This window comes from Streptomyces sp. NPDC088812, assembly GCF_044750285.1.
GTDB lineage: Bacteria > Actinomycetota > Actinomycetes > Streptomycetales > Streptomycetaceae > Streptomyces.
This window is the reverse complement of the sequence record NZ_JBIVJP010000024.1, coordinates 166,950-190,475: the sequence shown is the minus strand read 5'-3', so window position 1 is coordinate 190,475 and position 23,526 is coordinate 166,950. Positions and strand designations below refer to the sequence as shown.

Here is a 23,526-nt window from a genome sequence, read left to right as displayed (position 1 = left end):
GGCGACATCCCGGCCGTCCACGCCGGCGCCGACCTGCCCGGCAGCGGCGCGGGCAGCCACCTCCCCGGCGGTACCGCCGACCACCTCCCCGGCGGAACGGCTCACGAGCACGGTGCTGGGCCCTCCGCCAGCCATGAGCCGCCGACTGGTCGCAGTGATGTTGTCGGGGACGGCCGTGGCGCCCAGGAGACAGGTGGTGCCGTCCATGATGGCGCCGATCCCGGCATTCATGAGGGGGCATCAGGTAGTCATGCCGGAGACGTGACCAGAGCCGGAGGAGTGCGTGCAGCGGGAGCCGGTGACAGCCCCGTGGCAGCAGGCGCCGATGATTTTGGCGCGGGTAACATCGATGATCCCGGTGGCTGGCAGAGGCCGACGGAGGAGACGGGGCCGCTTGAGCGGGGCAGTGAACTCGAACAGCTGGTCCGCGAACAGATTCGTGGCACGAAGGTCAAACCGGGTGACGTGGAGGCGATTCTCAGCACCCTTGGTGACAGTCCTGCGGGCAGGGAGATCGCCGACACTATCGCTTCCGGCCGGTTCCGGGAGGCATCTGGTTTCTCCGACGTGGTTTCCAATATGTCGCGGCCGAGTGAACTCTCCGGATGCCTGGAACAGATTCGACTTGCGAACCGGCTCCATGAGGCCGGACTCACGGACATCTCATTCGAATTGAAACAGGGGGGCCACGAGATCAAACCCGGAGTCCTGACAGGGCCGAAGACGGACCTTGACCTGGTCGCCCGGGAAGCGGACGGCACAGTCCACGGATGGCAGTTCAAGGACATGACGGGAGCGGATTCCCCTGCTGAGGCCGGTAAGGTGGTGCGTAACATCTTCAAGAAGATCGGCCAGCTCACCGATTCCCAAGCCGATATCCAGACATTCGTTGTGGACACCAAGGCTTCCAAGCTCGACATGGAGACACAGCTCGGTCGGCTTGAGAAAGGCTACGAGGGTAAGAACGTGCAGTTCGTCATCCGCACTCCGGACGGGATGTTCTTCATTCCCCGTGGCGGCAGGTTCACGCCGGAGGGAACTCTGTGATCGCCTCTTCGGCTGTCGCTCGCTGGGCTTGGGGGCGTGACGACGAGACTGCTGATGCGTTGGTGTGCTGTCTGCGTGACCTGCTGCTGGCGTACGGCGTTATGGCTGTTCACGGGTTTGCTGCTGGTGACTCGGCCGTTCGCGTTTCTGTGTCCGAGGCAGGCAGGACGAGAAAAGTCCTGTTCGAAGGGGACTTTACCGTTCCGTCGGGTGTGGTGGGTCCGAAGGACGCTGTCGGCTTGCTCGGCTCGATGGTCGACGAGGTCAGGGCAGGCTTGGAAGCCGGCGAGATCGGGTCCGTGGACGCCTTCGTCGAGTGCTCCGGAACAGTGGTGCTTGATGTCGACGGAGGCCAATCGCGGGAGGAGAAGCTGTTCCGCCTGGGAGCCTCGTCCTTCGCCGACTTCGTCACCGTTGATCTGGTGACGCACGCTGATGTCTGGCTGCCTTACGACCTGAAAGGGCGGCCGCAGCACGAGGTCTACGTGGTGAACGGGCCTCGGCTGTCCGCGGTGCTGCATGACCTCGCCGAGGTCCTGGAGTCCGAGACGGACCCGGATGACCCGACGTACTTCGCGAAGCCGACCGAGAGCGGTGCTGAGAACTTCTTCGACACGGACGGGGCCGCGTCGGACGTGTGGGGCACTTTCGAGGTGCCGTCCCGGTACCGGGTGTTCGCCCATGCCCCCGGGTTCGGGCGTATCGGATACCGGCGTACGGCCGAGGGAGAAGTCCGGTACGTGGCAGTGAGGAGCGAGGATGCCCGGGTCCTTGGCTTCCTGTGGGCCTCGGACGACGAGAACGCGGCGAGTTTCGAGCCGAGGGATGTCGGCGATGATGCGACGTACCGTGCTGGATTGGTGTGGTTGGAGCGCCTGAGAGCCGCACATGACCGGGGGCTGTCCCCGTCGGCGGCCTTGGCGGAGCTGTCCGGACTCCCGGACGAGCAGGACGCCGGCCGCGCGGATCGCTCCGGGGCCGGCACGCTCCTGCTCGCCGACCTACGCCGTGGACGCCCGCTCGCCGACTGATGGGCACCGGCTGTCGGGGTGTGTCCTCCATGGTGCGGTCACCCGTTTGTGGGGTCTCGGTGATGACGGCGACCCCCGATTGCTGGGCGGGCCGGGCGCTTGGTATGGATGGGTGCGCGCTTGGTGAGCGTTGGGTGAGTCATCGATCTGGTGGACGGGGGTCCTTCATGAAGTTCGACATGGGTGCACAGACGCTGTCGACGCTGATGCGTCATGCGCGCGGGTCGAGTGACGACCTTGGTGAAGTCGACGCTGGAGAAGAACGACGGTACGGGCAGTCGACGGAGCAGCGGGCGAAGGCCGCGGTCGACAACATCGGCTGAAGCGCGTCGCGTTGACGCTGCGGGGACGGAGACAGGGGTGGACGGGTGCCGGACTGGGGTTTGAAGCAGCAGGGTATTCAGCAGGTGCTGAAGACGACGGGTGAGACGGCGTCGGGTCTGCACAAGCATGCGACGGCGTTCGGTGACCATCTGACGTCGGCGGCGGCGCGTGCGGGTAAACCGATGCAGGGTGTGGTGGACGCGACGACGGCGTATCTGAACGGTGACGAGGAGATGGCGGCGGAGGCGCAGCGCAACACGCTGAAGGCTCCGAAGCTGGACGCGCCGGGAGTCGGCAAGGCGTGATCGATCCGGAACAGATCCCGCAGTTCACCGGCAACCTCTTCCAACTTGAGTTGGATCATGCCGCGTTGAAGAAGGATGCCAAGAGTGTCCGGGATACGGGCAGTGATGTGCATTCCCAGTTCCAGGGGCTGTCGGCGTTCTACCAGGCTCCGGAGGCGGAGCAGTTGTTCGCGACGACGAAGCCGGTGCAGGACCGCGCCGACACCTTCGCCGACGGCCTCGAGACCGTGTCCTCCGCGCTGTCGTCGTACGCGGCGGAGATCCGCCCGCTCGTCTCCAGGTTGCAGTCCTTGAAGACGGAGGCGCAGACGTTCGTCACGTCCGTGAAGGACGACGACGAGTGGGAGTACGACGAGGACAAGGTCGCCGAGCACAACCGGCTGCGGGACGACATCACCGCGACGGTGGCGGCGTTCTGGGCGGCGGAGCGGACCTGCCACAACAAGATCACCGCGTTGTGGGGCGGGACGCAGATGGTCGCGGGGGACGGGTCGGAGCGTGAGGACCAGTACGGGTTCGACGCGGAGGACTTGAAGAACGCGCAGCTTCCCTGGGGTGACCCGGTGGAGGAGAAGCATTATTGGTACGAGGTCGGCCACTGGGTGAAGTCGTTCGTGTGGGACGGTCTGATCGTCGACGGTGTGTGGGGGACGATCAAGGGTCTGGGGACGCTGGTCGGGTTCGGTGGCTGGGAGGCGATGGGGCAGGCCTGGAAGGGGCTGGCGCAGCTGGCGACCGGTCTGGTCCTGACGGGGATGCCGTTGGTGGGTACGGCGTTCTGGGCGTTGCCGGACGACAAGCTGCCGTCGTGGCTGCGGGACTCGCGCACGGCGATGAAGGAGACCGGGAAGGCGCTGGTGGCGTGGGACGAGTGGGGTAAGAACCCCGCTCGTGCGGCGGGTGCGGTGACGTTCAACGTGCTGACCACGGTGTTCACCGGTGGTGCGGGTGGTGCGGCGGCGGGTGCGGGCAAGGCGGGCGCGGTCGCCAAGGTGCTGTCGGTGGCCGGGAAGGCCGGCAAGGTCATCGACCCGATGACGTACATCGCCAAGGGCGCGGGTGCGGGCCTGTCGAAGATCGGCGACATCGCCAAGGGCCTCAAGGGCGTCGGGACGATCGACATCCCCACGCTCCCGGACGGCTCCGTCCAGCTCCCCGACGGCCGCGTGATGGAGCCGAACGGCAACCTCGTCTCGCCCGACGGCACCATCGACACCACGCCGGTTCCTCACGAGGCCCCGGCGTCCTACCGGACACCCTCCGGACTTCCCTCCCACTGGACGGTCCAGACCCCCGAACCACCGGTCTACGCGAGCGCCGCGCACACGGCCGACGGCGGCGCGTACGCCGGCGCCGCGCACACGACGTCCGACGGCGGCGTCCCGCACAGCACGGGTGACACGGTTCCGACGGGAACGGCTGCAACCCACTCCGGTACGACACCTTCGGCGTGGTACCACGACACCCCGACGGCCGGTGCCACCCACGACGTGCCGACCACCACCCCCCACACCGGCGGCCCCGACGTCCCCGGCACGGGCGCCCACGGCCCCGACGCACCGCACGGCACCGGCCACGACACCCCCACCGCCCACCCGGACGACACCGCGCACGGCGTGGGACACGATGGCGCGGGGCACGACGGTACGGGCCACGCGGACGACGCGACGGACGCCGCCGATCACACGGACGCCGGTGACACGGCCGTGGACGCCACCGCGCACCACGGCACCGACGCACCGGTGACCCCGGGCCACACGGGGACGGACGTACCGGGTCACGGCGGGGCCGGGGAGCCGTTCGAGTACAAGCCGTCGATGTCCCAGGTCGAGTTCTCCGGCCTCAGCGACGCCGAGAAGCATGCGGTGGCCACGGACGAGCTGGCGCGCGGCACCGACCCGGCGCCCAGCGTCAGCAACAAGGCGGGCTTCGACTACGGCAACGCCTACTGGAACGACTTCCTGGACGACCTCGACCCCGCGTCGAGGGACGCGCTCGTCACCTACACCGGCAACGCCTACGACGACATCAACGGCCACCTCCGCTTCGGCACCGGCACGTCAGCGGACGTGCTGCACACGATCGAGGAGATGGACGAGGTTATGGGCGCCCGCCCGGTGCCCGAGGACATCATGGTCGTCCGGGGCACCGCGATCGACCACCTGCACCTGAATTCGCCGCTGGACATGCAGGGCGGCGTGTTCGACGACAAGGCGTACACCTCCACGGCGCTCGGCAGGACACCGCCGCCGCCCTTCGACGGCAAGCCGGTGTGGATGCACCTGCGGGTGCCCAAGGGAACGCCGGCGCTGTGGCTGGACCACCTCTCCAAGTTCCCGGGAGAGCGGGAGCTGCTCCTCGCGCGCGGTTCGCAGTTCAAGGTGACGCGCGTCTTCATGGACGAGACGGACGGCAAGTGGCACGTCTACGGTGAAGTCCTGCCGAGGCCGTAGCCTCTTCGCGGATCAGGCAGACGAGAAGGAACGTGTACGCCATGAACTCTGAACGACCGATCAACCCGCGCTTCGCCGAGGACCTGCCGTTCAACCAGGTGGCGCCGGGCCCGGCGCGTTACCGCACCCGGACCGACAAGCCGGTGCGGTACGTCAGCGTGGTCGACAAGCAGGGCGGAGCCGTTCTCGGATACGTGTGGGTCTCCGACGAGGACGACGCCGCCGCGTGGGAGCCGCGGCGGGCCGCCGGCCCCCGGGCGCTGTCCGAAGGCGGTCTCTGGCACGCCAGGCTGACGGAGGCCAAGGGGCGGGGCGTCACGCCGTCCCAGGCCCTCGCGGAGCTGCTGGCCAGTCCGGAGGGCAACAAGGGCCGGGTCGTCCCGGAGTCCCTCGCCGCCGCCCCGGACGCCGACGCGGTCAAGAACCTCGCCCAGGGCGACTAGGGCGCTTCTGACGGATCTCCGCGGTGTCGCGACGCCGTCGCCGCGGCTCCCGGCCCGCGGACGGTGCAGCGACTGGCGGACGAGAGGACGGGAGTTCACGGACATGGTCCGGCGACAACCCGCCCCCCGGGTGTACGCCCCACCCTCCCGTGCCTTATGTTGCACGGGCAAAGTAAGGGGGAGCTTGCATGCCGCAGCACGGGCACCATGGAAGGTGCGCGTCGTGAACATGGGTCTCGCCGAGGTCGAGGCCATGGCGCGGGCCGCGCACGCCGGGCAGACGGACAAGGCTGGGCGGCCGTACTCCGAGCACCTGAGGGCCGTGGCCGAGGGCGTGCGCGCCCGGGGCGGCGGCGACGAACTGATCGCCGCGGCCTGGCTGCACGACGCCGTGGAGGACGGAGTGCTGAGCGAGGAACGGCTGGAGACGGCCCTCCTCGACCAGCGGACCAAGGACGTCGTCCGGGCGGTGACCAAGCGGCCCGGCGAGACGCCCGAGGCGTACGCGCGGCGGATCCTCGCCACGCCGGGCGCCCGGCTGGTCAAGACCGCCGACCTCGCGCACAACGCGGACCCGGCCCGGCTCGCCCGGCTCGACGAGGCCACCGCACGGCGCCTGGAGCGCAAGTACGACGCCATGAGGCGGTACCTCGGTCTCACCCCCGAAGACTGACGACTGACGGCACCCCAGCACAGGACGACGACTGAATGGCACGGGACTACGACAGCCAACTGCTGGAGTCGGTGGCGGTGCGGCGCCGCCGGATGCGCGACGCGCTGCTGTTCGGCACCCAGCGCGGCCGGCGCACGCTGGACGAACGGCTCGGCAAGGTGTTCGCGGGCATCGCGATCGCGGCCGTACTGTGCGCCGGCTGCGTCGGCTGGTCCTTCCTCCAGTCCACCCTGGCGAAGCAGAAGGCCGAGCAGGAGCAACAGCAACAGCAGCAGGAACAGCAGCAGGAACAGCTGTACGAACCCACCGGCGGCAGCCCGTCCGCCGACGCGACGGACGCGACGGACGCGACGGACGCGACGGACGCGACGGACGCCACGGACGCGACGGACGCGACGGACGCCACGGACGCGACGGACGCGACGGACGCCACGGACGCGACGGACGCCACCGGGGAGAAGCAGTGAAGAAGACGAGCACGCGTGACGGGTTCATTTCAGACACGGCCCGTGGCCGAATTGACGCGATGATAGGTTCCGGTGAGTGGTGAGCACTGCAACGACGTCTCGGGCCCAGCTCAGCCGAGTCACCCTGATCGGTGAACGGCGGCGCGCCGACCTGGTCCTGCCGTCGGACACCCCGATCGGCCAACTGCTCCCCGACATCCTGCGGTTGCTCGACGACCGGGTCGCCTCACGGCCCACCACCCGGCAACTGGTCACCGCCGAAGGCTCCGTGCTGCCGCACGACGCCACCCTGTCCTCGGCCGAGGTCGCCGACGGCGCCGTGCTCCAGCTCGTCCGGGCGCACGCCGCGCCGCCCGCGCCGGTCGTCCACGACGTGACCGACCAGGTCGCCGACGACCTCGACCTGCATGCCTGGCGCTGGCGCCCGGCCGCGCGCCGGGTCAGCGCCGGAACCGCCACCGTCGTCTTCTCCGTCGCCGCGGCGGTCCTGGCCCGGCGCGAGTTCGCGCTGGAGTCCGTCGCCACCGCGCTGGCCGTCGCCTTCGTGGTGTTCCTGCTGGGCGGCGCGGTCGTCGCGAAGATCGGTGACGGCAACCTCGGTCTCGCCACCGCGCTGCTGCTCGCCTCCGGCGGACTCGGCCTGCTCGCCGCGTGGACCGCCGCCGACGCCTACTCCTGGCCGGGCGAGGCCCGCCTGGCCGGTGTGATCGGCGCGCTGGTGCTCGCCCTGGTACTGCTCGCGTACTTCTCACCGCTCGGCCGGGGCGGGCTCATCGGGGCGGCGGCGGCCGTCGCCGTGGCCGCCGTCTGGGAGGCCGTCGCCGCCGTACAGGACCGTCCGGACCGGCTCGGAGCCGTGATGGCCGTGTTCTCCGTGGTGCTGCTCGGCCTGCTGCCGCGCCTGGCACTGATGGCCTCCGGACTCACCGGCCTCGACGACCGGCGCTCCTCGGGCGTGTCGGTGAGCCGGCACCAGGTCTCCAACGCGCTCGCCGCCACCCACCGCGGCCTCGCCCTCGCCACGGTGGTCGCCGCCGCCTCGGCCGCCGCCGGCGGCTGGCTGCTGACCACCGCCGCGGAGCCGACCGCGTGGACGGTGACCCTCGCGTCGCTCACCGCCGTCGTGCTGCTGTCGCGGGCCCGGGCCTTCCCGCTGGTCGCGGAGGTCGTGGCGCTGTTCGGGGCGGCCGCCGTACTCGTCGTACGCCTCGCCGTGCTGTGGCTGGACCACGCCGGCGGCGCCGGCGCGCTGGCCCTGCCGGCGGCCGCCGCGCTGCTGCCGCTGCTGGTCCTCGCGATCGAACCGCCGGAGCACGTACGGGTGCGGCTGCGGCGGCTCGCCGATCTCGTCGAGTCCGTCGGGGTGATCGGACTGTTCCCGCTGGCCGTCGGCGTGTTCGGCATCTACGGGCAACTGCTCGACAAGTTCTGAGGTCTGAGGGACGACGCGTCGCTGTTCCGGGCGGGAGCACGAGGCAAGGGAGAAGGGCGACATGCCGAGCGGTGAGAACTGGCAGAACGACGTGCTGCGCGACCTGAGGGGCGGCGCGGCACCTCAGCAGCCCGCGGCCCGGCAGAGCGCCCCCGCACAACGGCAGCCACAGCAGCAGCCACAGCAGCAGCCACAGCAGCCCCAGGGGCAGGCCCCCGAGGGGCAGGGCCCCCAGGCACAGCAGCCGGCACCGCAGCAGCAGTCCCAGGGGCAGGGCCCCCAGGCACAACAGCCGGAACAGCAGCAACAGCCGGAACAGCAGCAGCAGCCGGAACAGCAGCAGCCGTCGCAGCCGGGCGTGCCCGCGCAGGGCACTCCGGCCCCGCAGACCGCCCCCGGGTACGGCCACCCGCAGCAGCAGGCCGGGTACGGCCACCCGCAGCAGCAGGCCGGGTACGGCTATCCGCAGCAGCAGCAGCAGCCCGGCCCCGGCCAATGGCCCCAGCAGCAGGCCGCGCCGTACCCCCAGCAGCAGCCGTACGCCGCCCAGACCCCCCACCCCGCCCCATCCGCCCAGCCCACCCACCCCGCCCCATCCGCCCAGCCCACCCACCCCGCCCCCGCCCCCCACACCGCCGCCACCCCCCGTACCGCCGCCCCCGACACCCGTCCCGTCCTCGACAAGCGGCTGGCCGCCGCCGGGCTCAAGCCCCGCCGCGGTGAGCCGTTCACCGCCCGCGCCCTGCGCGCCGTACGCCGTGTCGTGTCCTCCGCCGCGCGCGAGGTCGCCGAGACCACGGCGACCGCCGAGGTGCTCCAGCGGCCGGTCACCACCGGCCGCCAGATCGCCGTGACCTCCATCCGCGGCGGCTCCGGCAAGACCACGGTCGCCGCCCTGCTCGGCGCCACCTACGCCCACTACCGCCAGGACCCGGTCCTCCTCGTCGAGGCCGACCCGGCGCTCGGCTCGCTGCCGGTGCGGCTCGGCGCGGAGAGCCTGCGCTGGACCACCGGCGACCTCGCCGCCCTCGTCGAGCCGCAGATGTCGCTGCTCGACGTGACCGGCTACCTCGTCCAGCTCCCCGACAACGCCTGGCTGCTGCCCGGCAGCCAGGGGCAGGTCGGCGCGATGCTCGACACCAGGGCCTACGAGCGGGTCATGGTGTCGCTGCGCCGCTACTTCGGGGTGACCGTCGTCGACTGCGAGACCCTGCCCGCCGAGGTGGCCCGCACCGCGCTGTCCGCCGCGCAGGCCCGCGTGCTCACCGTGCCCGCGACCCTGGAGGGCATCGCCAGCACCCGCTCGGTGCTGGAGTGGATGCGCGGCCTGCCCCGGTCCATCACCACCTCGACCGTCGTCGTCCTCACCGAGACGTCACCGCACCCCGGACTCGACCTGGACAAGGCCGCCGAGCAGCTGAAGGCGACCGGGGCGAGCGTCCGGGTCCTGCCGTACGACCGGCACCTGGCGGCCGGCGGCGCCATCCGCACCGACCTGCTCGCGCAGGCCACCCGGCAGGCCGTCACCCGGCTCGCCGCCGAGGCCTTCGAACTGTCCCAGAAGCGACGTTGACCCACCTCGAAGGGACCCCACAGAGGCCACGACGATGAGTACCCGACTGATCCACCGCCCGGCGCGGACCACCCGGCCGCCCGCCGCACCCGAGCCGCGCACCATAGAGGCGCCGCCCAACCTGCCCGAGGGCAAGGCGGGTTCCGTCGCCACGTCGCTGCTGCCCGTCGCCGGCGTGATGTCGTCCGTCGTGATGATGACGGTCGTGCGCAACAGCCAGTTCGCCGGGCTCGGCGCGATCATCCTCGTCGTCACCCTGGTCGGCTCCCTCGCCCTGGTCTTCTCCCAGCGCGGCAAGGCCCAGCGCACCCGCCGCACCCAGCGCGAGGCCTACCTCGCCTACCTGGAGGACCTGCGCGAGGAACTCTCCGCGGAGGAGCGCCGGCGCGGGGAGACCGCCCAGGTGCTCAACCCGCCGCCGGACGCGCTGTACGACATCGTCCGCGATCCCGCCCGGCTGTGGGAACGCCGCCGCCTGGACGGCGACTTCCTGCGGGTGCGGGCCGGCACCGGCGAGATGCCGGTGAGGGACCTGAAGGTCGGCCAGCAGGGCTCGTCCGTGCTGACCCCGCCGGACCGGTTCATGCTGAACGAGGCGTCCGCGCTGATGGCCCGCTTCCGCACCGGCACCGACCTCCCGCTCACCGTCCCGCTCGACCGCGTCGGCAACATCAGCGTCATCGGACGGCGCGAGGACACCCTCCGCATCGCCCGCGCGCTGGTCGTCCAGACCGCCGCCCTGCACGCCCCGGACGACGTGGCGCTCGCGCTCGCCGCGCCCGGCGACCGGATCGCCGACTGGGAGTGGGCCAAGTGGCTGCCCCACACGCTCGACCCCGAGCAGTTCGACGGTCCCGTCGCCGCCCGCCGCATCGCGCCCTCCGTGCCCCAGCTGGCCCGGCAGATCGGCCCCGAACTGCGCCGCCGCGCCTCCTACGCGGCCGAGGTGCGCCGCGGGCTGTCCGGCAAGGACGCCCTCGCCATGACCTCCCGGCTGCTCGTCGTCGCCGACGCGCACGGCGACGACGCCGTCGACCTGCCCCGCCCCGACGACGCGGTCGGCCTGCGGGAGATGGGCGTCACCGTCCTGCACCTGCTCGACGAACGCGTCCAGGAACCGGGCAGCGTCGGCGTGCGCATCACCGTCGACGGCGAGCGGATCGACGTCGAGGACCTGCGCGAGGACGAGCCGATCGGCGCCCACGGCACCGTCGACGAGGTCGGCGTCCCCTTCGCCGAGGGCCTCGCCCGGATGCTCGCCCCGCTGCGGCTGTCCGCCGACTCGACGGCCGCGGACGCCCCGCTCAGCGGCCCGGTCGACTTCGCCGAACTCCTCGGCATCGACGACGTCGCCGACCTCGACCTCGCCCGGCTGTGGGCGCCGCGCGGCGAGCGGGCCTTCCTGCGCGTGCCCATCGGCGTCAGCGACTCCCACGAGCCCGTCCTGCTCGACCTGAAGGAGTCCTCCGAGCTGGGCATGGGCCCGCACGGCCTGTGCGTCGGCGCGACCGGCTCCGGCAAGTCCGAGCTGCTGCGCACCCTCGTCCTCGCCCTGGTCGCCACCCACCCGCCGGAGGACCTCGCCATGGTCCTCGTCGACTACAAGGGCGGCGCCACCTTCGCCCCCTTCGCCGGCCTGCCGCACGTGGCCGGCGTCATCACCAACCTCGAGAACCAGGCCGGCCTGGTCGAACGCGTCCACGCCTCGCTGGCCGGCGAGGTCAAGCGCCGCCAGCAGGTCCTCAAGGAGGCCGGCAACGTCGCCGACATCGGCCACTACGCCGCCCTGCGCGCCGAGAAGCGCCCCGACCTGGAGCCCCTGCCCCACCTCTTCGTCGTCATCGACGAGTTCGGCGAACTCCTCACCGCCAAGCCGGACTTCATCGACCTGTTCCTGTCCATCGGCCGCATCGGCCGCTCCATCGGCGTGCACCTGCTGCTGTCCAGCCAGCGCATCGAGGGCGGCAAGCTCAAGGGCCTCGACACCTACCTGTCGTACCGGCTCGGCCTGCGCACCTTCTCCGCCGACGAGTCCCGCACCGTCCTCGACACCACCGACGCCTTCCACCTGCCGCCACTGCCCGGCTTCGGCTACCTCAAGGTCGACACCAGCCACTACGAGCGGTTCAAGGCCGGGTACGTCTCCGGCGCCTACCGCGGACCCGTACGGCGCGAGGAGGAGGACACCGGGCCGCTCGCCCTGGAGTTCGAGGCGTACAACACCCTCGGCCGGGACGAGAGCGCGGCGGCGCCGGCGGAGCCGCAGATGCGGCGCCGGGAGACCGGGCCCACCGAGATGGGCGTCATGGTCGGCCGGATCGAGGACGCCGGCGCACGCCCCGTCCGCCAGATCTGGCTGCCCCCGCTGCCCGACGCGGTCGCCCTGGACAAGGTCGCCGGTCCGCTGGAGGTCGGCGCGCGCGGCACCCAGCTCGCCCGGCGGAGCGGCCCGCTGCGGGTGCCCCTGGGCATCCTCGACGACCCCACCAGGCAGTGGCAGGGCCAGTGGTACCTGGACCTCACGGTCGCGGGCGGCCACGCGGCGGTCATCGGCGGCCCCCAGTCCGGCAAGACGACCCTGCTGCGCACCCTCGCGCTCTCCCTGGCGCTGACGCACACCCCCCAGGAGGTCGGCGTCTACGGCCTCGATCTGGTCGGCGGCGGCCTCCAGGCGCTGTCCGGGCTGCCGCACGTCGGCGGGGTCGCCGGCCGCGCCGACCGCGAGCGCGCCGCCCGCACCATCGACTCCGTGCGCGGCATGCTCGACCAGCGCGAGGAACTGTTCCGCGTCCACGGCATCGACTCGCTGGAGCAACTGCGCACCCTGCGTGCCGCGGGCCGCCTGCCCGAGCTGGCCTCCACCGAGATCGTGCTGCTGATCGACGGCTTCGGCGCCCTGCGCGACGACTTCGAGGACCTCGACGACGCGGTCGTCGACATCCTCAAGCGCGGCAGCGGCTACGGCATCCACGTCGTCGCCGGCATGCTGCGCTGGAACGACGTGCGCATCGCCACCCAGTCCCAGTTCGGCACCCGGGTCGAGCTGCGCCTGAACGACGCGAGCGAGTCCAGCATCGACCGCAAGCTCGCCGAGACCCTCGCACCCGAGGAGAAGGGCCGCGTCCTCACCGACGGCAAGCTCTTCGCCCAGGTCGCCCTGCCCCGCACGGACGGCATCGCCGACACCGCGGACCTCGGCGCGGTCCTGGAGCGCACCGCCCGGACCGTCCGCGCCACCTGGACCGGCGAGGTCGCCCAGCCCGTACGGGTCCTCCCGCACGTCCTGGAACCGCACCTCCTGCCGGGCCCCTCGGCCGAACCGCGCCGGGTCCCGATCGGGCTGGACCAGACGAAGCTCGCGCCGGTCCTGCTCGACCTGTTCCACCACGACCAGCATCTGCTGATCATGGGCGACAGCGAGTGCGGCAAGACCAACCTGCTGACGGCGATCGCCCAGGGCCTGATGGAGCGCTACCGCGACGACGAGCTGGTCTTCGGCGTCATGGACCCGCGGCGCGGCCTGCGCGGCGTCGTCCCGGAGGAGTACCGGGGCGGCTACGCCTACAACGCCAAGCTGAGCGCGGGCCTCGCCGCGGGCATCGCCACCGAGCTGGAGAAGCGGATGCCCGACGACGCCGAGGGCGCCGAGCTGGAGCCCGGCAGCTTCTCCGGCCCGCGGATCGTGATCCTCGTCGACGACTACGACGTCCTCACCACCGCCGGCCAGCAGCCGCTCGCGCCGTTCGTGCCGTACCTCCCCTCCGCCCAGGACATCGGCCTGCACTTCGTCCTCACCCGGCGCGTCGCCGGCGCCTCCCGCGGCCTGTACGAGCCGCTGATGACGGGCCTGCGCGAATCCGGCGCCGCGGCGCTGGTGATGGCCGGCGACCGCAGCGAGGGCCAGCTCTTCTCCGGGGTGTACGCCTCCCAGCAGCCGCCCGGCCGGGGCGTACTGATCCGCAGGGGCGAGCCGAACCGGCTGATCCAGACCGTCTACGCGGGGACGAGGTGAACCCATGACCCAGGACGTCGTCGTGCTCACGAAGAAGACGAACCCATGACGAAGGACGTCGTCGCGCTCACGAGGAAGATGCCCGACCCGCTCAGCGTGATCGCGGGCCTCCTCTCCGGCGGCCCGGACAAACTGGTCGGCGCCGAGGCCGACGGCGCGCTGGTGCGGCTGCACGACGAGCAGGGCCGCCCGCTGCTCTCCGTCGAGGCCCCGCTGCTCGTCCAGGTCAGGGGAGAGGCGGCGCGGCTGCTCGGCGCGGACGAGCCGGAGGTCCCCTACTGGTGGACCGAGGCCCGCGCCACCACCGGCGTGAAGGAGGCCGAGGCGCTCGCCGGGACCTTCGCGGCGCGGGTCGCGGCCCTGGTCGGCGGCACCGCCTGGCCGCGGGCGGCCGCGACCTCGCTCGCCGTGGTGAACACGGAGGGGATGACGGCCTTGCCGGTGCCGGCCGCCGCCCAGCCCGCCGTCGACGTGCTCACCGACAAGGTCGCCGTGGTGATCCAGGACCGCCCGGTCGTCGCCATGACCGCCTGGCTCGCGGACGCCTTCCGGGCCGCCGCGAACGCCCGGCTGGGACTCCAGATCGTCACCCCGGCCGGCACCCGGCTCTCCCCGACGGTCCGGGGCGCGCTGCCGGGCTGGCCCTCGCGCTGGGTGGTGCAGGACGAGGAGTGCGGCTACTACGACGGCCTGTCCGGCGCCGTCCTGCACTGGAGAGACGGCCTGTTCATGCCGGCCGTGCCGCCGGAGGCGACCCTCGAGGACCCGCGCACCACCGTCGCCCAGGCCTTCGGCGCGCAGATCGCGGACACCGGGGAACGCCAGCTGGCGATCTCCTTCCGCTGCGTCCACCCCGCCGACGACCGGCTGGTCCTCGGCGGCGCCGTGGAGTCGGTCTGGCGGGAGATCACCGGCGGGCCGCCGGCCGGCTGGGGCACCGAGGAGCCCGCCAACCTGCCCTGGTCGCTGCGCGGGCTCACCGACGTGGCCTTCGAGCGGGCGCCGGAGCCGACCTGGCTCGTGGTCGTCGGCGCGCCGGAGCGCCCGGGTCTGGCGACGGTCCGGATCACCCGTACGGAGGCCGGTGTCGAGGAGGACGTCACGCTGGCCTTCGGGTACGGCCCCGGCGAGGAGGGCCCGACGGACGCGATCGTCCGGGCGGCGCAGACGCTGGCCGTCCGTCACCGCCTCCAGTCGATGCTGGTCCAGGTCCGCAGGGCCCGCCGCGACCTGTCGGTCCCGCCGCGCTTCGAGGGCCCGGGAGTGCCGTACGCGTTCGTGCTGGGTGCGGAGGAGGTCCGCGGGATGCCGGGCGACCGGGCGAGGCGGACCCCGCTCGGCCATCCGCCGCGCGAGCTGGGCCCGAGGACGCGTCCGGCCCTCTACTACCAGCTCCCGGGCGACCCGTCCGACCTGTCGGCCTGGCAGCACTTCGAACGCCTCATGCGGCACCTGAAGGACGGCCCCGCCTGACGGGCCGCGGGGAGCAGCGCACACCCGGCAGGCGGTTCCCCACCCGCCGGCGCGCGCTCCCCGCGCCCGCTCAGGCCGACACCTTCTCCCGCTCCGGCTCCCGCTCCGGCTCCCGCTCGCGCTCCCGCGCGACCCGTACGGGATCGGTCCGGAACGCCCAGTCCATCCGCGGCTCCATCACACAGCGGAACACCCGCCGCACCGGTGCGGTGCACAGCAGGGTGACGGCCACGGCCACCGCGGCGCTGACGGCGATCTCGCCTAGCGGGCGGTGCAGGGCGGGGTGGTCGAACCAGCCCCGGTAGTCGGCGCCCTTGATCAGGAAGCCGTGCAGCAGATAGCCGTAGAGGGTGCCCGCGCCGAGCGTGGTGAACCACATCGTGCGGCCCGGCACCCAGGACAGGAAGCACGCGGTCAGCAGCAGCGAGCAGCCGAACAGGGCGAGCTGCATGACGGGTCCGACCCACCACGGGGCGCCCAGTTCCTGGGCGGAGTCGCGGTGGTAGAACCACGCGCCGTTCATCCGCTCCACCGCCCACCAGGAGAACGCCAGCGCGCAGGCGAACACCGGAACGGCCGCGATCCGCACCGAGCGCCGGCGCACCAGCCGGAAGTGCTCCGGCTTCAGCGTCAGGCCCAGCACGAAGAACGGCAGGAACTGAAGGACGCGCTGGAGGTCGAGGTCGTCACCGATGGCCGGGGTGACGGACGCCAGCATGGCGATGCCCAGCGCGAGCGGCAGCGGATGGCGGACCAGTTTCCACAGGGGGGTGGTCAGGCGCCAGATGAACAGGGCGCACAGGAACCAGGTGAGGAAGTAGGGGTCCAGGAGGCTGATGTCCTGCGGGACGCCGTCGACGTACGTCTTGAACAGCGGGTACGCCGTCTCGAAGACGACGTACGGCACGACGACACCGGTGACCAGCCGCTTCAGCCTGCCGGGGCTCCCGTCGAAACCGCGGGAGAAGAACCCGGAGATGACGATGAACGCCGGCATGTGGAACGCGTACACCAGCATGTACGCGGCCTGGAGCACCCGGCTGTCGCCCTTCAGCGGCTCCCAGGCGTGGGCGACGGCCACCAGCACGATCGCCAGGTATTTGGCGTTGTCGAAGAACGCGTCACGCTGCTTGGCCCGTCTGTCGGGGGACCGGTGCTGCTGATCTTTCTGGCTCCGCAAGGAGCGCGGACTCGGCACGAGAGACGAAGCGGCGTGGAACATCTGAGGCACCCTAGCGTTGTCCATGGCAATACGTACAACGTGCCACGTCATCGCGATGTCATTCCTCAATTCAGCAGTGACGGCGCTCTCTTCGCGTCCTGGATGTCGCGATTCATCCCGACTAAAAGGTGCATACCGCCGGTTGTGGCGGTGTTGTCGGTACTCCCGTGCACTCAATTCGAATTACCTGCGCGGCCGTTGTGGAATTCCGCCGGGAGGGTGCCGTCGAATTGTTGTGCGGGGAAGATCGGAAGGCACCCGTCGCCGCCCGGACGGCGGGAGTTGACGTCACAGATGTCTCACCGGCCGCATGAGGAGGCCGGGTTGGTGGCACGATGGTCCCTGGCGGGGGCGCGCGGGGTGGCGCCCCCGGGCCGGCAGAGCGGACCGACCGAGGGTGTGATCAGTTGTGGCCATTTCACTGTCAGTGGTGCTGCTGTTGGCGATCGTCCTGGTCGTGCTGATCCGGGGCGGGTCCATCAAGGCCGGACCCGCCGTCGTCGCGATCCTCTTCGGCTTCTTCCTCGCCTCGACCGGCATGGCCCCGTCGATCAACCGCTTCCTCGACTCCCTCGCGGAAACGATCAACTCGATCAGCTTCTGAGGCCGGGCGCCCCGCGCGCCGGCGCATCCGGCCGACCGGAGATCCCCCGGGACCGGCCGACCGGAGATCCCCCAGGGCCGGCCGACGGCTCACCCGGCCGGCCGAACCCGGCCCGGCCGCGAAAACGATCAGGGCCAGGCCGGAGGAGACATCCTCCGGCCTGGCCCTGAGCCGTACAGAGCGGGCGACGGGAATCGAACCCGCGTAGCCAGTTTGGAAGACTGGGGCTCTACCATTGAGCTACGCCCGCACAGGACGCGCCGCAGGTCGGATGACCGCGGCACTGGAGGCATCGTAGCGGGTCGGCCCGCCCCGTCGCACACCCCGGTGTCGGGGCCGCGCCGCCGGCCGCGCCGGCGGTTGTCCGGAAGGCCGGTGAATGCGGCGGTCGCGCGGCCTGCGGGCATGTACCCTACGTGTCGCACCAGACGGGGTGTGGCGCAGCTTGGTAGCGCGTCCGCTTTGGGAGCGGAAGGCCGTGGGTTCAAATCCCGCCACCCCGACCACCTGCGCGATCACGCCGGGCGCCGCACCGGAGATCGTCTTTTGGGCGGCCCAGCTGCTGCGGTTACTATGCAAGCTGCGCGCCCGTGTGTCCCGGCCCACCCGGCCTACGAACTCTCCCGGGCGTCTCATCGCCGGACCTGTCTGGCTCCGGCGAAAACCAAGAAGTCAGCCACAAGGAGACCGAACCGTGAAGAGCGCCGTGGAGACCCTGAACCCGACTCGGGTTCGGCTCACTGTCGAGGTGCCCTTCGAGGAGCTCAAGGACAGCCTCGACGCGGCGTACAAGAAGATCAACCAGCAGGTCACGGTGAAGGGCTTCCGCAAGGGCAAGATCCCCGCCCGGGTGATCGACCAGCGGTTCGGCCGTGGTGCCGTGCTGGAGGAGGCCGTCAACGACGCGCTGCCGAAGTTCTACACGGAGGCGGTCAACGAGGCCGAGATCGACGTCCTCGGCCAGCCCGAGGTCGACATCACCGAGCTGAAGGACGGCGAGACGCTGAACTTCACCGCCGAGGTCGACGTCCGTCCCGCCCTGGAGCTCCCGGAGGACTTCTCCTCCATCGAGGTCGAGGTCGACGCCGTAGAGGTGACGGACGACGACGTCGAGAAGTCGGTCGAGCAGCTCCGCGAGCGCTTCGCCTCGACCTCCCCGGTCGAGCGCGCCGCCGAGGACGGCGACGTCGTCACGGTCGACCTGGAGGCCAAGGTCGACGGCGAGGTCCTCGAGGACGGCGTCGCCAGCGGCGTCTCCTACACCATCGGTTCCGGCGAGCTCCTCGACGGAATCGACGACGCCGTGAAGGGCCTGGAGGCCGGTGGCGAGGCCACCTTCACCTCCGAGCTCAAGGGCGGTTCCGCGGCCGGCAAGGAGGCCGAGGTCACCGTCAAGGTCTCCCAGGTCGCCGCGCGTGAACTGCCCGAGCTGGACGACGAGTTCGCGCAGCTCGCCTCCGAGTTCGACACCCTCGAGGAGCTGCGGGCGGACAGCCGCAAGCGCCTCGCGAACATGAAGCAGTACGACCAGGCCACGCAGGCCCAGGAGCGCGTCCTGGAGAAGCTGCTGGAGCTTGTCGAGGTGCCCGTCCCCGAGAAGCTGCTCGAGGACGAGGTCAACACCCGCAAGCACAACCTGGAGCACCACCAGCTCGGACAGATGGGCCTGACCCTCGACAAGTACCTGGAGATCCAGGGCAAGACCGCCGAGGAGTTCGAGACCGAGACCCGCGACGCCGCGGTCAAGGGCATCAAGACCCAGTTCGTCCTGGACGAGCTCGTCAAGCGCGAGAAGCTCAACGTCAACCAGGAGGAGCTCACCGAGCACCTCATGCGCCGCGCCGCCTCCTCCGGCATGTCCCCCGACCAGTTCGCCCAGGCGGTCGTCGAGGGCGGCCAGGTCCCGCTCCTGGTCGGCGAGGTCGCCCGCGGCAAGGCCCTGGCCTCGGTCGTCGAGTCCGCCACGGTCAAGGACACCAACGGCGAGGTCATCGACCTGAGCGACGAGGACGAGGAGACCTCCACCGAGGAGACCTCCACCGAGGACGCCGCCGCCGAGGCGAAGACCGAGGACGAGGCCGAGGGCGAGGGCGACGAGAAGGCCGACGCCTGATCATCGCGTCCCCGCTGACGTAGGCAAGAGGGGCCCTGGGGCAGAACAGCTCCGGGGCCTCTCGCCGTGCGCCGGGGGCGGCCCGCCCGGGGGCGCGGGGGCGTTCCGGTGCACGGCTCCGCCGCGTGGGCACGACACGCCGCGTCGGACCCGCGGTCCGGCGGCCGCCACAGCCCCCCGCCCGAACCGCGTCGGCCCCCCGGCGGAGCCCACCGCTACGCCCCCGGCGAACACTCCACTCTCCGGGATTCTCCGAAGGGACCCGCGCGTTAGGGTCCATGAATACGCGGGCAGGGGAGTCGCCGAACCGCCGGACGGCCCCACGCCCCGGCAGAACACGTGAGACGGCCCGGCGCCGTCGTAAGACGAGCAGGTGGATACGTGACGAATCTGATGCCCTCCGCCGCCGGCGAGCCTTCCATCGGTGGCGGCCTCGGTGACCAGGTCTACAACCGGCTGCTCAACGAGCGGATCATCTTCCTCGGCCAGCCGGTCGACGACGACATCGCGAACAAGATCACCGCACAGCTGCTGCTCCTTGCCGCCGACCCGGACAAGGACATCTACCTGTACATCAACAGCCCCGGCGGTTCGATCACGGCCGGCATGGCGATCTACGACACGATGCAGTTCATCAAGAACGACGTGGTGACCATCGCCATGGGCCTCGCGGCCTCCATGGGGCAGTTCCTGCTCAGCGCGGGCACCCCCGGCAAGCGCTTCGCGCTGCCGAACGCCGAGATCCTGATCCACCAGCCGTCCGCCGGCCTGGCCGGCTCGGCCTCGGACATCAAGATCCACGCCGAGCGGCTGCTGCACACCAAGCGGCGCATGGCCGAGCTCACGGCCCAGCACACGGGCCAGTCGATCGAGCAGATCACCCGCGACTCGGACCGCGACCGCTGGTTCGACGCCTTCGAGGCCAAGGAGTACGGCCTCATCGACGACGTCATCCCCACGGCCGCCGGCATGCCGGGCGGCGGCGGCACCGGGGCGGCCTAGCAGGGCCCGCCACGGCCTCGGGCCCCTGCGCTCCCCCCGGCGGGAGCACGCGGCGCCCACGAGGCCGTCAGCGCCCTCTCCAGCCCCTCCAGCCCACCGCCCGGACCCTCTCCAGGAGACACAGTGAACGACTTCCCCGGCAGCGGCCTGTACGACCGCACCCGCGCCGAGTACACCGGCCCCACGGCCGAGTCCCGCTACGTCATCCCGCGCTTCGTCGAGCGCACCTCCCAGGGCATCCGCGAGTACGACCCGTACGCGAAGCTCTTCGAGGAGCGGGTGATCTTCCTGGGCGTCCAGATCGACGACGCCTCCGCCAACGACGTCATGGCGCAGCTGCTGTGCCTGGAGTCGATGGACCCCGACCGGGACATCTCGGTCTACATCAACAGCCCCGGCGGCTCCTTCACGGCGCTGACGGCGATCTACGACACGATGCAGTTCGTGAAGCCGGACATCCAGACGGTCTGCATGGGCCAGGCGGCCTCCGCCGCCGCCGTCCTGCTGGCCGCCGGTACGCCCGGCAAGCGCATGGCGCTGCCCAACGCCCGCGTGCTGATCCACCAGCCGTACAGCGAGACCGGCCGCGGCCAGGTCTCCGACCTGGAGATCGCCGCGAACGAGATCCTGCGGATGCGCTCGCAGCTGGAGGAGATGCTGGCCAAGCACTCCACCACGCCGATCGAGAAGATCCGCGAGGACATCGAGCGCGACAAGATCCTCACGGCCGAGGACGCGCTGTCGTACGGGCTGATCGACCAGATCATCTCGACCCGGAAGATGAACAACACCAACCTGCGCTAGCGCGCCAGGGGGAGTATCGTCTGCCGCCCCTTGGCACGGTGGGACGCGGTCCGCGTTCACGCGCGGGACCCGAACCGCGCCAAGGGGGGCCCGAATGGGGGGCCCGGCAAGGTACCGTCGACATAAGGCAGCACCAGGAGCCGCTGGACTCTTAGCGTCCAGGCGTCTCCCAGGCGAAGGGGAAGCACACCGTGGCACGCATCGGTGACGGCGGCGATCTGCTCAAGTGCTCGTTCTGCGGCAAGAGCCAGAAGCAGGTCAAGAAGCTCATCGCAGGGCCCGGTGTGTACATCTGCGACGAGTGCATCGATCTCTGCAACGAGATCATCGAGGAAGAACTCGCGGAGACCAGCGAGGTCCGCTGGGAGGAGCTCCCGAAGCCGCGCGAGATCTACGAGTTCCTCGAGGGCTACGTGGTCGGCCAGGAGGCCGCCAAGAAGGCCCTGTCGGTCGCGGTGTACAACCACTACAAGCGGGTCCAGGCCGGTGAGAACGGCGGCGCGCAGAACCGCGAGGACGCCATCGAGCTGGCGAAGTCGAACATCCTCCTGCTGGGCCCGACGGGCTCCGGCAAGACCCTCCTCGCGCAGACCCTGGCCCGCATGCTGAACGTGCCGTTCGCGATCGCCGACGCCACGGCGCTCACCGAGGCGGGGTACGTCGGCGAGGACGTCGAGAACATCCTGCTGAAGCTGATCCAGGCCGCCGACTACGACGTCAAGAAGGCCGAGACCGGGATCATCTACATCGACGAGATCGACAAGGTCGCGCGGAAGAGTGAAAACCCCTCCATCACCCGCGACGTGTCGGGCGAGGGCGTCCAGCAGGCCCTGCTGAAGATCCTGGAGGGCACGACGGCCTCGGTCCCGCCGCAGGGCGGCCGCAAACACCCCCACCAGGAGTTCATCCAGATCGACACGACGAACGTGCTGTTCATCGTGGGCGGTGCCTTCTCGGGTCTGGAGAAGATCATCGAGTCCCGGGCCGGCGCCAAGGGCATCGGCTTCGGCGCGACGATCCGCTCCAAGCGGGAGCTGGAGGCCAAGGACCAGTTCGAGGACGTCATGCCCGAGGACCTGGTCAAGTTCGGCATGATCCCCGAGTTCATCGGCCGGCTGCCCGTGATCACCTCGGTCCACAACCTGGACCGCGAGGCCCTGCTCCAGATCCTGGTCGAGCCGCGCAACGCGCTCGTCAAGCAGTACCAGCGCCTCTTCGAACTCGACGGGGTGGAGCTGGACTTCGAGCGCGAGGCCCTCGAGGCCATCGCCGACCAGGCCATCCTCCGCCAGACCGGCGCCCGCGGCCTGCGCGCCATCATGGAGGAGGTCCTGATGTCGGTGATGTACGAGGTCCCGTCCCGCAAGGACGTGGCCCGCGTCGTCATCACGGCGGACGTCGTCCACTCCAACGTCAACCCGACCCTGATCCCCCGCGACGCGCGGGGCGGCCGGGGCTCGGGGGAGCAGAAGACGGCGTAACCGCCACCCGCGACACGACGAAGGGGCCCCGGTCGACCGACCGGGGCCCCTTCGCGTGCGGTGGTGCGGCGCCGGAGTGCGACGCCGGCCCGGCGTCAGAGGGCGACGCGGGCCTCCTCGCGCACGTCGGCCGCGATCTCGGCGGACTCGTCGAGCGAGTAGGTCTTGGCGCCGGCGGTCGGCTCGACCACGCCCATGGTGCTGTAGTCGGCCCAGATGCACATGTAGGTGGTCTGCGTCGTCTCGGTGAGCGCGTTCTTGCTCTCCGCCTTCTGGCACCGCATCACGGCGCCGTCCAGGTTGTCGGGCTCGACGGTCTCGGCGTCGCCGATCAGCGTCACGTCGTCGTCCGACTCCGCCTTCATCTGGGAGAAGGTGATGTCGAGGGCCTTCTCGGGGTCCGCGATCGTGCCGTAGACACCGAAGAAGGTGATGTTCTCGGCGGTCTGAGTCTTCGCCACGTCGGACGGGTCGTCGGTGTCGAGGGAGGTCAGGTCGATCGTCGAGTAGATCGCGCCGATCGAGGTGGCGTCGGTGACTCCGGCCTTGGCGAGGTCCTCCTCGTCGCTCTCGCTCGCCTCCTCCTCCGCCGAGTCGCCCATCCGCTGGTACTTGTCGGAGAGCAGGGAGGCCGGCGCGGTCAGCTTGTGCGGGCCGTCGTCCTCCAGACCGCCGGCACCCCCGCCGCCGCCGAGCACGAAGTAGGCGCCCACACCGAGCGCCGCCACCACCGCGACCGCGCCGATCACCAGGCCGGCCTTCTTCTTGCCGCCGCCCGGGGCCGGCGGATGCGGGACGCCGTAGGGGGCCTGGCCGTACGGGGGCTGCTGGCCGTAGGGGGGCTGGCCGCCGTAGGGCGGGGTGGGCGGCTGCTGGCCGTACGGGCCCGGCTGCTGGCCGTAGGGCGGGGTCTGCGGCGGAACACCCTGAGGGGGCTGCTGGGGGTAGCCGTAGCCGGGCTGGGGGGCCGGCGGCTGCTGGCCGTACGGACCCGGCTGGCCGTACGGGCCGGGCTGCTGAGGCTGCTGCCCGCCGTACGGGCCCGGCTGGTTGTAGCTCATTCCTGG

The 23,526-nt window shown here is 71.1% G+C and carries 20 protein-coding genes and 2 tRNA genes; 18 read left to right on the top strand and 4 right to left on the bottom strand.

The genetic code is table 11. From position 1 onward, the window contains the following. Positions 1–207: hypothetical protein (locus ACIP67_RS34665; protein WP_401697201.1), on the bottom strand; the 207-nt coding region annotated here is incomplete at its 3' end. Positions 208–309: 102 nt separating this feature from the next. Between ACIP67_RS34665 and ACIP67_RS34660 the strand changes: the two genes are divergently transcribed. The 12 genes from ACIP67_RS34660 (at position 310) to ACIP67_RS34605 (ending at position 15,233) form a co-directional block, all read left to right on the top strand. Then, positions 310–1,047: a hypothetical protein gene (locus ACIP67_RS34660; RefSeq protein ID WP_401697199.1), complete on the top strand. Its 738-nt coding sequence runs from the start codon at positions 310–312 to the stop codon at positions 1,045–1,047. Then, on the top strand, positions 1,044–2,078 hold the full coding sequence (locus tag ACIP67_RS34655) for a hypothetical protein (protein WP_401697197.1): 1,035 nt from the start codon (positions 1,044–1,046) through the stop codon (positions 2,076–2,078). The genes ACIP67_RS34660 and ACIP67_RS34655 overlap by 4 nt, the downstream gene beginning before the upstream one ends. 167 nt (positions 2,079–2,245) lie before the next feature. Continuing rightward, complete coding sequence (locus ACIP67_RS34650; protein WP_401697195.1) at positions 2,246–2,401, top strand: hypothetical protein; 156 nt, start codon at positions 2,246–2,248, stop codon at positions 2,399–2,401. A 45-nt stretch (positions 2,402–2,446) separates the two neighbouring features. Beyond that, positions 2,447–2,707, top strand: a complete 261-nt coding sequence (locus ACIP67_RS34645; protein WP_401697193.1) for a DUF6507 family protein — start codon at positions 2,447–2,449, stop codon at positions 2,705–2,707. Then, positions 2,704–5,160, top strand: coding sequence for an ADP-ribosyltransferase (locus ACIP67_RS34640; protein ID WP_401697192.1), 2,457 nt, complete (start codon positions 2,704–2,706; stop codon positions 5,158–5,160). The genes ACIP67_RS34645 and ACIP67_RS34640 overlap by 4 nt, the downstream gene beginning before the upstream one ends. A gap of 41 nt (positions 5,161–5,201) precedes the next feature. Next, positions 5,202–5,603, top strand: coding sequence for a hypothetical protein (locus ACIP67_RS34635; protein ID WP_401697191.1), 402 nt, complete (start codon positions 5,202–5,204; stop codon positions 5,601–5,603). 229 nt (positions 5,604–5,832) lie between these two features. Next, complete coding sequence (locus ACIP67_RS34630) at positions 5,833–6,276, top strand: HD domain-containing protein (RefSeq protein WP_401697205.1); 444 nt, start codon at positions 5,833–5,835, stop codon at positions 6,274–6,276. Between the two features lie 35 nt (positions 6,277–6,311). After that, positions 6,312–6,743 (top strand): hypothetical protein, encoded by a 432-nt coding sequence (locus ACIP67_RS34625; protein ID WP_401697190.1) that lies wholly within the window; start codon positions 6,312–6,314, stop codon positions 6,741–6,743. 76 nt (positions 6,744–6,819) lie between these two features. Further along, the gene (gene eccD, locus ACIP67_RS34620; RefSeq protein ID WP_401697188.1) at positions 6,820–8,175 is read left to right on the top strand and encodes a type VII secretion integral membrane protein EccD; all 1,356 of its coding nucleotides are present in this window, start codon (positions 6,820–6,822) and stop codon (positions 8,173–8,175) included. A gap of 61 nt (positions 8,176–8,236) precedes the next feature. Next, positions 8,237–9,748 (top strand): CpaE family protein, encoded by a 1,512-nt coding sequence (locus ACIP67_RS34615; RefSeq protein ID WP_401697186.1) that lies wholly within the window; start codon positions 8,237–8,239, stop codon positions 9,746–9,748. 34 nt (positions 9,749–9,782) lie between these two features. Then, positions 9,783–13,760, top strand: coding sequence for a type VII secretion protein EccCa (eccCa, locus tag ACIP67_RS34610; protein WP_401697184.1), 3,978 nt, complete (start codon positions 9,783–9,785; stop codon positions 13,758–13,760). A 45-nt stretch (positions 13,761–13,805) separates the two neighbouring features. Then, positions 13,806–15,233 (top strand): DUF6177 family protein, encoded by a 1,428-nt coding sequence (locus ACIP67_RS34605; protein WP_401697183.1) that lies wholly within the window; start codon positions 13,806–13,808, stop codon positions 15,231–15,233. Between the two features lie 70 nt (positions 15,234–15,303). Here the strand turns inward: ACIP67_RS34605 and ACIP67_RS34600 are convergent, their stop codons facing one another. After that, entirely contained in the window at positions 15,304–16,455 is a 1,152-nt protein-coding gene (locus ACIP67_RS34600) for an acyltransferase family protein (RefSeq protein ID WP_401697181.1), read from the bottom strand. A 409-nt stretch (positions 16,456–16,864) separates the two neighbouring features. On the opposite strand from ACIP67_RS34600, the gene ACIP67_RS34595 reads away from it, so the two are divergent. Then, complete coding sequence (locus ACIP67_RS34595) at positions 16,865–17,059, top strand: hypothetical protein (protein ID WP_363088264.1); 195 nt, start codon at positions 16,865–16,867, stop codon at positions 17,057–17,059. A gap of 179 nt (positions 17,060–17,238) precedes the next feature. Here ACIP67_RS34595 and ACIP67_RS34590 read toward each other — a convergent pair. Further along, a tRNA-Gly gene (locus ACIP67_RS34590) sits at positions 17,239–17,309 on the bottom strand. 179 nt (positions 17,310–17,488) lie between these two features. On the opposite strand from ACIP67_RS34590, the gene ACIP67_RS34585 reads away from it, so the two are divergent. The 5 genes from ACIP67_RS34585 (at position 17,489) to clpX (ending at position 22,459) form a co-directional block, all read left to right on the top strand. After that, a tRNA-Pro gene (locus tag ACIP67_RS34585) sits at positions 17,489–17,565 on the top strand. A 188-nt stretch (positions 17,566–17,753) separates the two neighbouring features. Beyond that, positions 17,754–19,172 (top strand): trigger factor, encoded by a 1,419-nt coding sequence (tig, locus tag ACIP67_RS34580; protein ID WP_401697179.1) that lies wholly within the window; start codon positions 17,754–17,756, stop codon positions 19,170–19,172. 393 nt (positions 19,173–19,565) lie between these two features. Next, entirely contained in the window at positions 19,566–20,174 is a 609-nt protein-coding gene (locus ACIP67_RS34575; protein ID WP_401697204.1) for an ATP-dependent Clp protease proteolytic subunit, read from the top strand. Positions 20,175–20,297: 123 nt separating this feature from the next. Continuing rightward, positions 20,298–20,978 (top strand): ATP-dependent Clp protease proteolytic subunit, encoded by a 681-nt coding sequence (locus ACIP67_RS34570; RefSeq protein ID WP_389512368.1) that lies wholly within the window; start codon positions 20,298–20,300, stop codon positions 20,976–20,978. Positions 20,979–21,169: 191 nt separating this feature from the next. Next, positions 21,170–22,459 carry an ATP-dependent Clp protease ATP-binding subunit ClpX gene (gene clpX, locus ACIP67_RS34565; protein WP_385065258.1) on the top strand — a complete coding sequence of 430 codons (1,290 nt, stop codon included), beginning with the start codon at positions 21,170–21,172 and terminating at the stop codon, positions 22,457–22,459. 95 nt (positions 22,460–22,554) lie between these two features. On the opposite strand, the gene ACIP67_RS34560 is transcribed toward clpX, so the two are convergent. Next, complete coding sequence (locus tag ACIP67_RS34560) at positions 22,555–23,520, bottom strand: hypothetical protein (protein WP_401697178.1); 966 nt, start codon at positions 23,518–23,520, stop codon at positions 22,555–22,557. Positions 23,521–23,526: the final 6 nt, after the last annotated feature.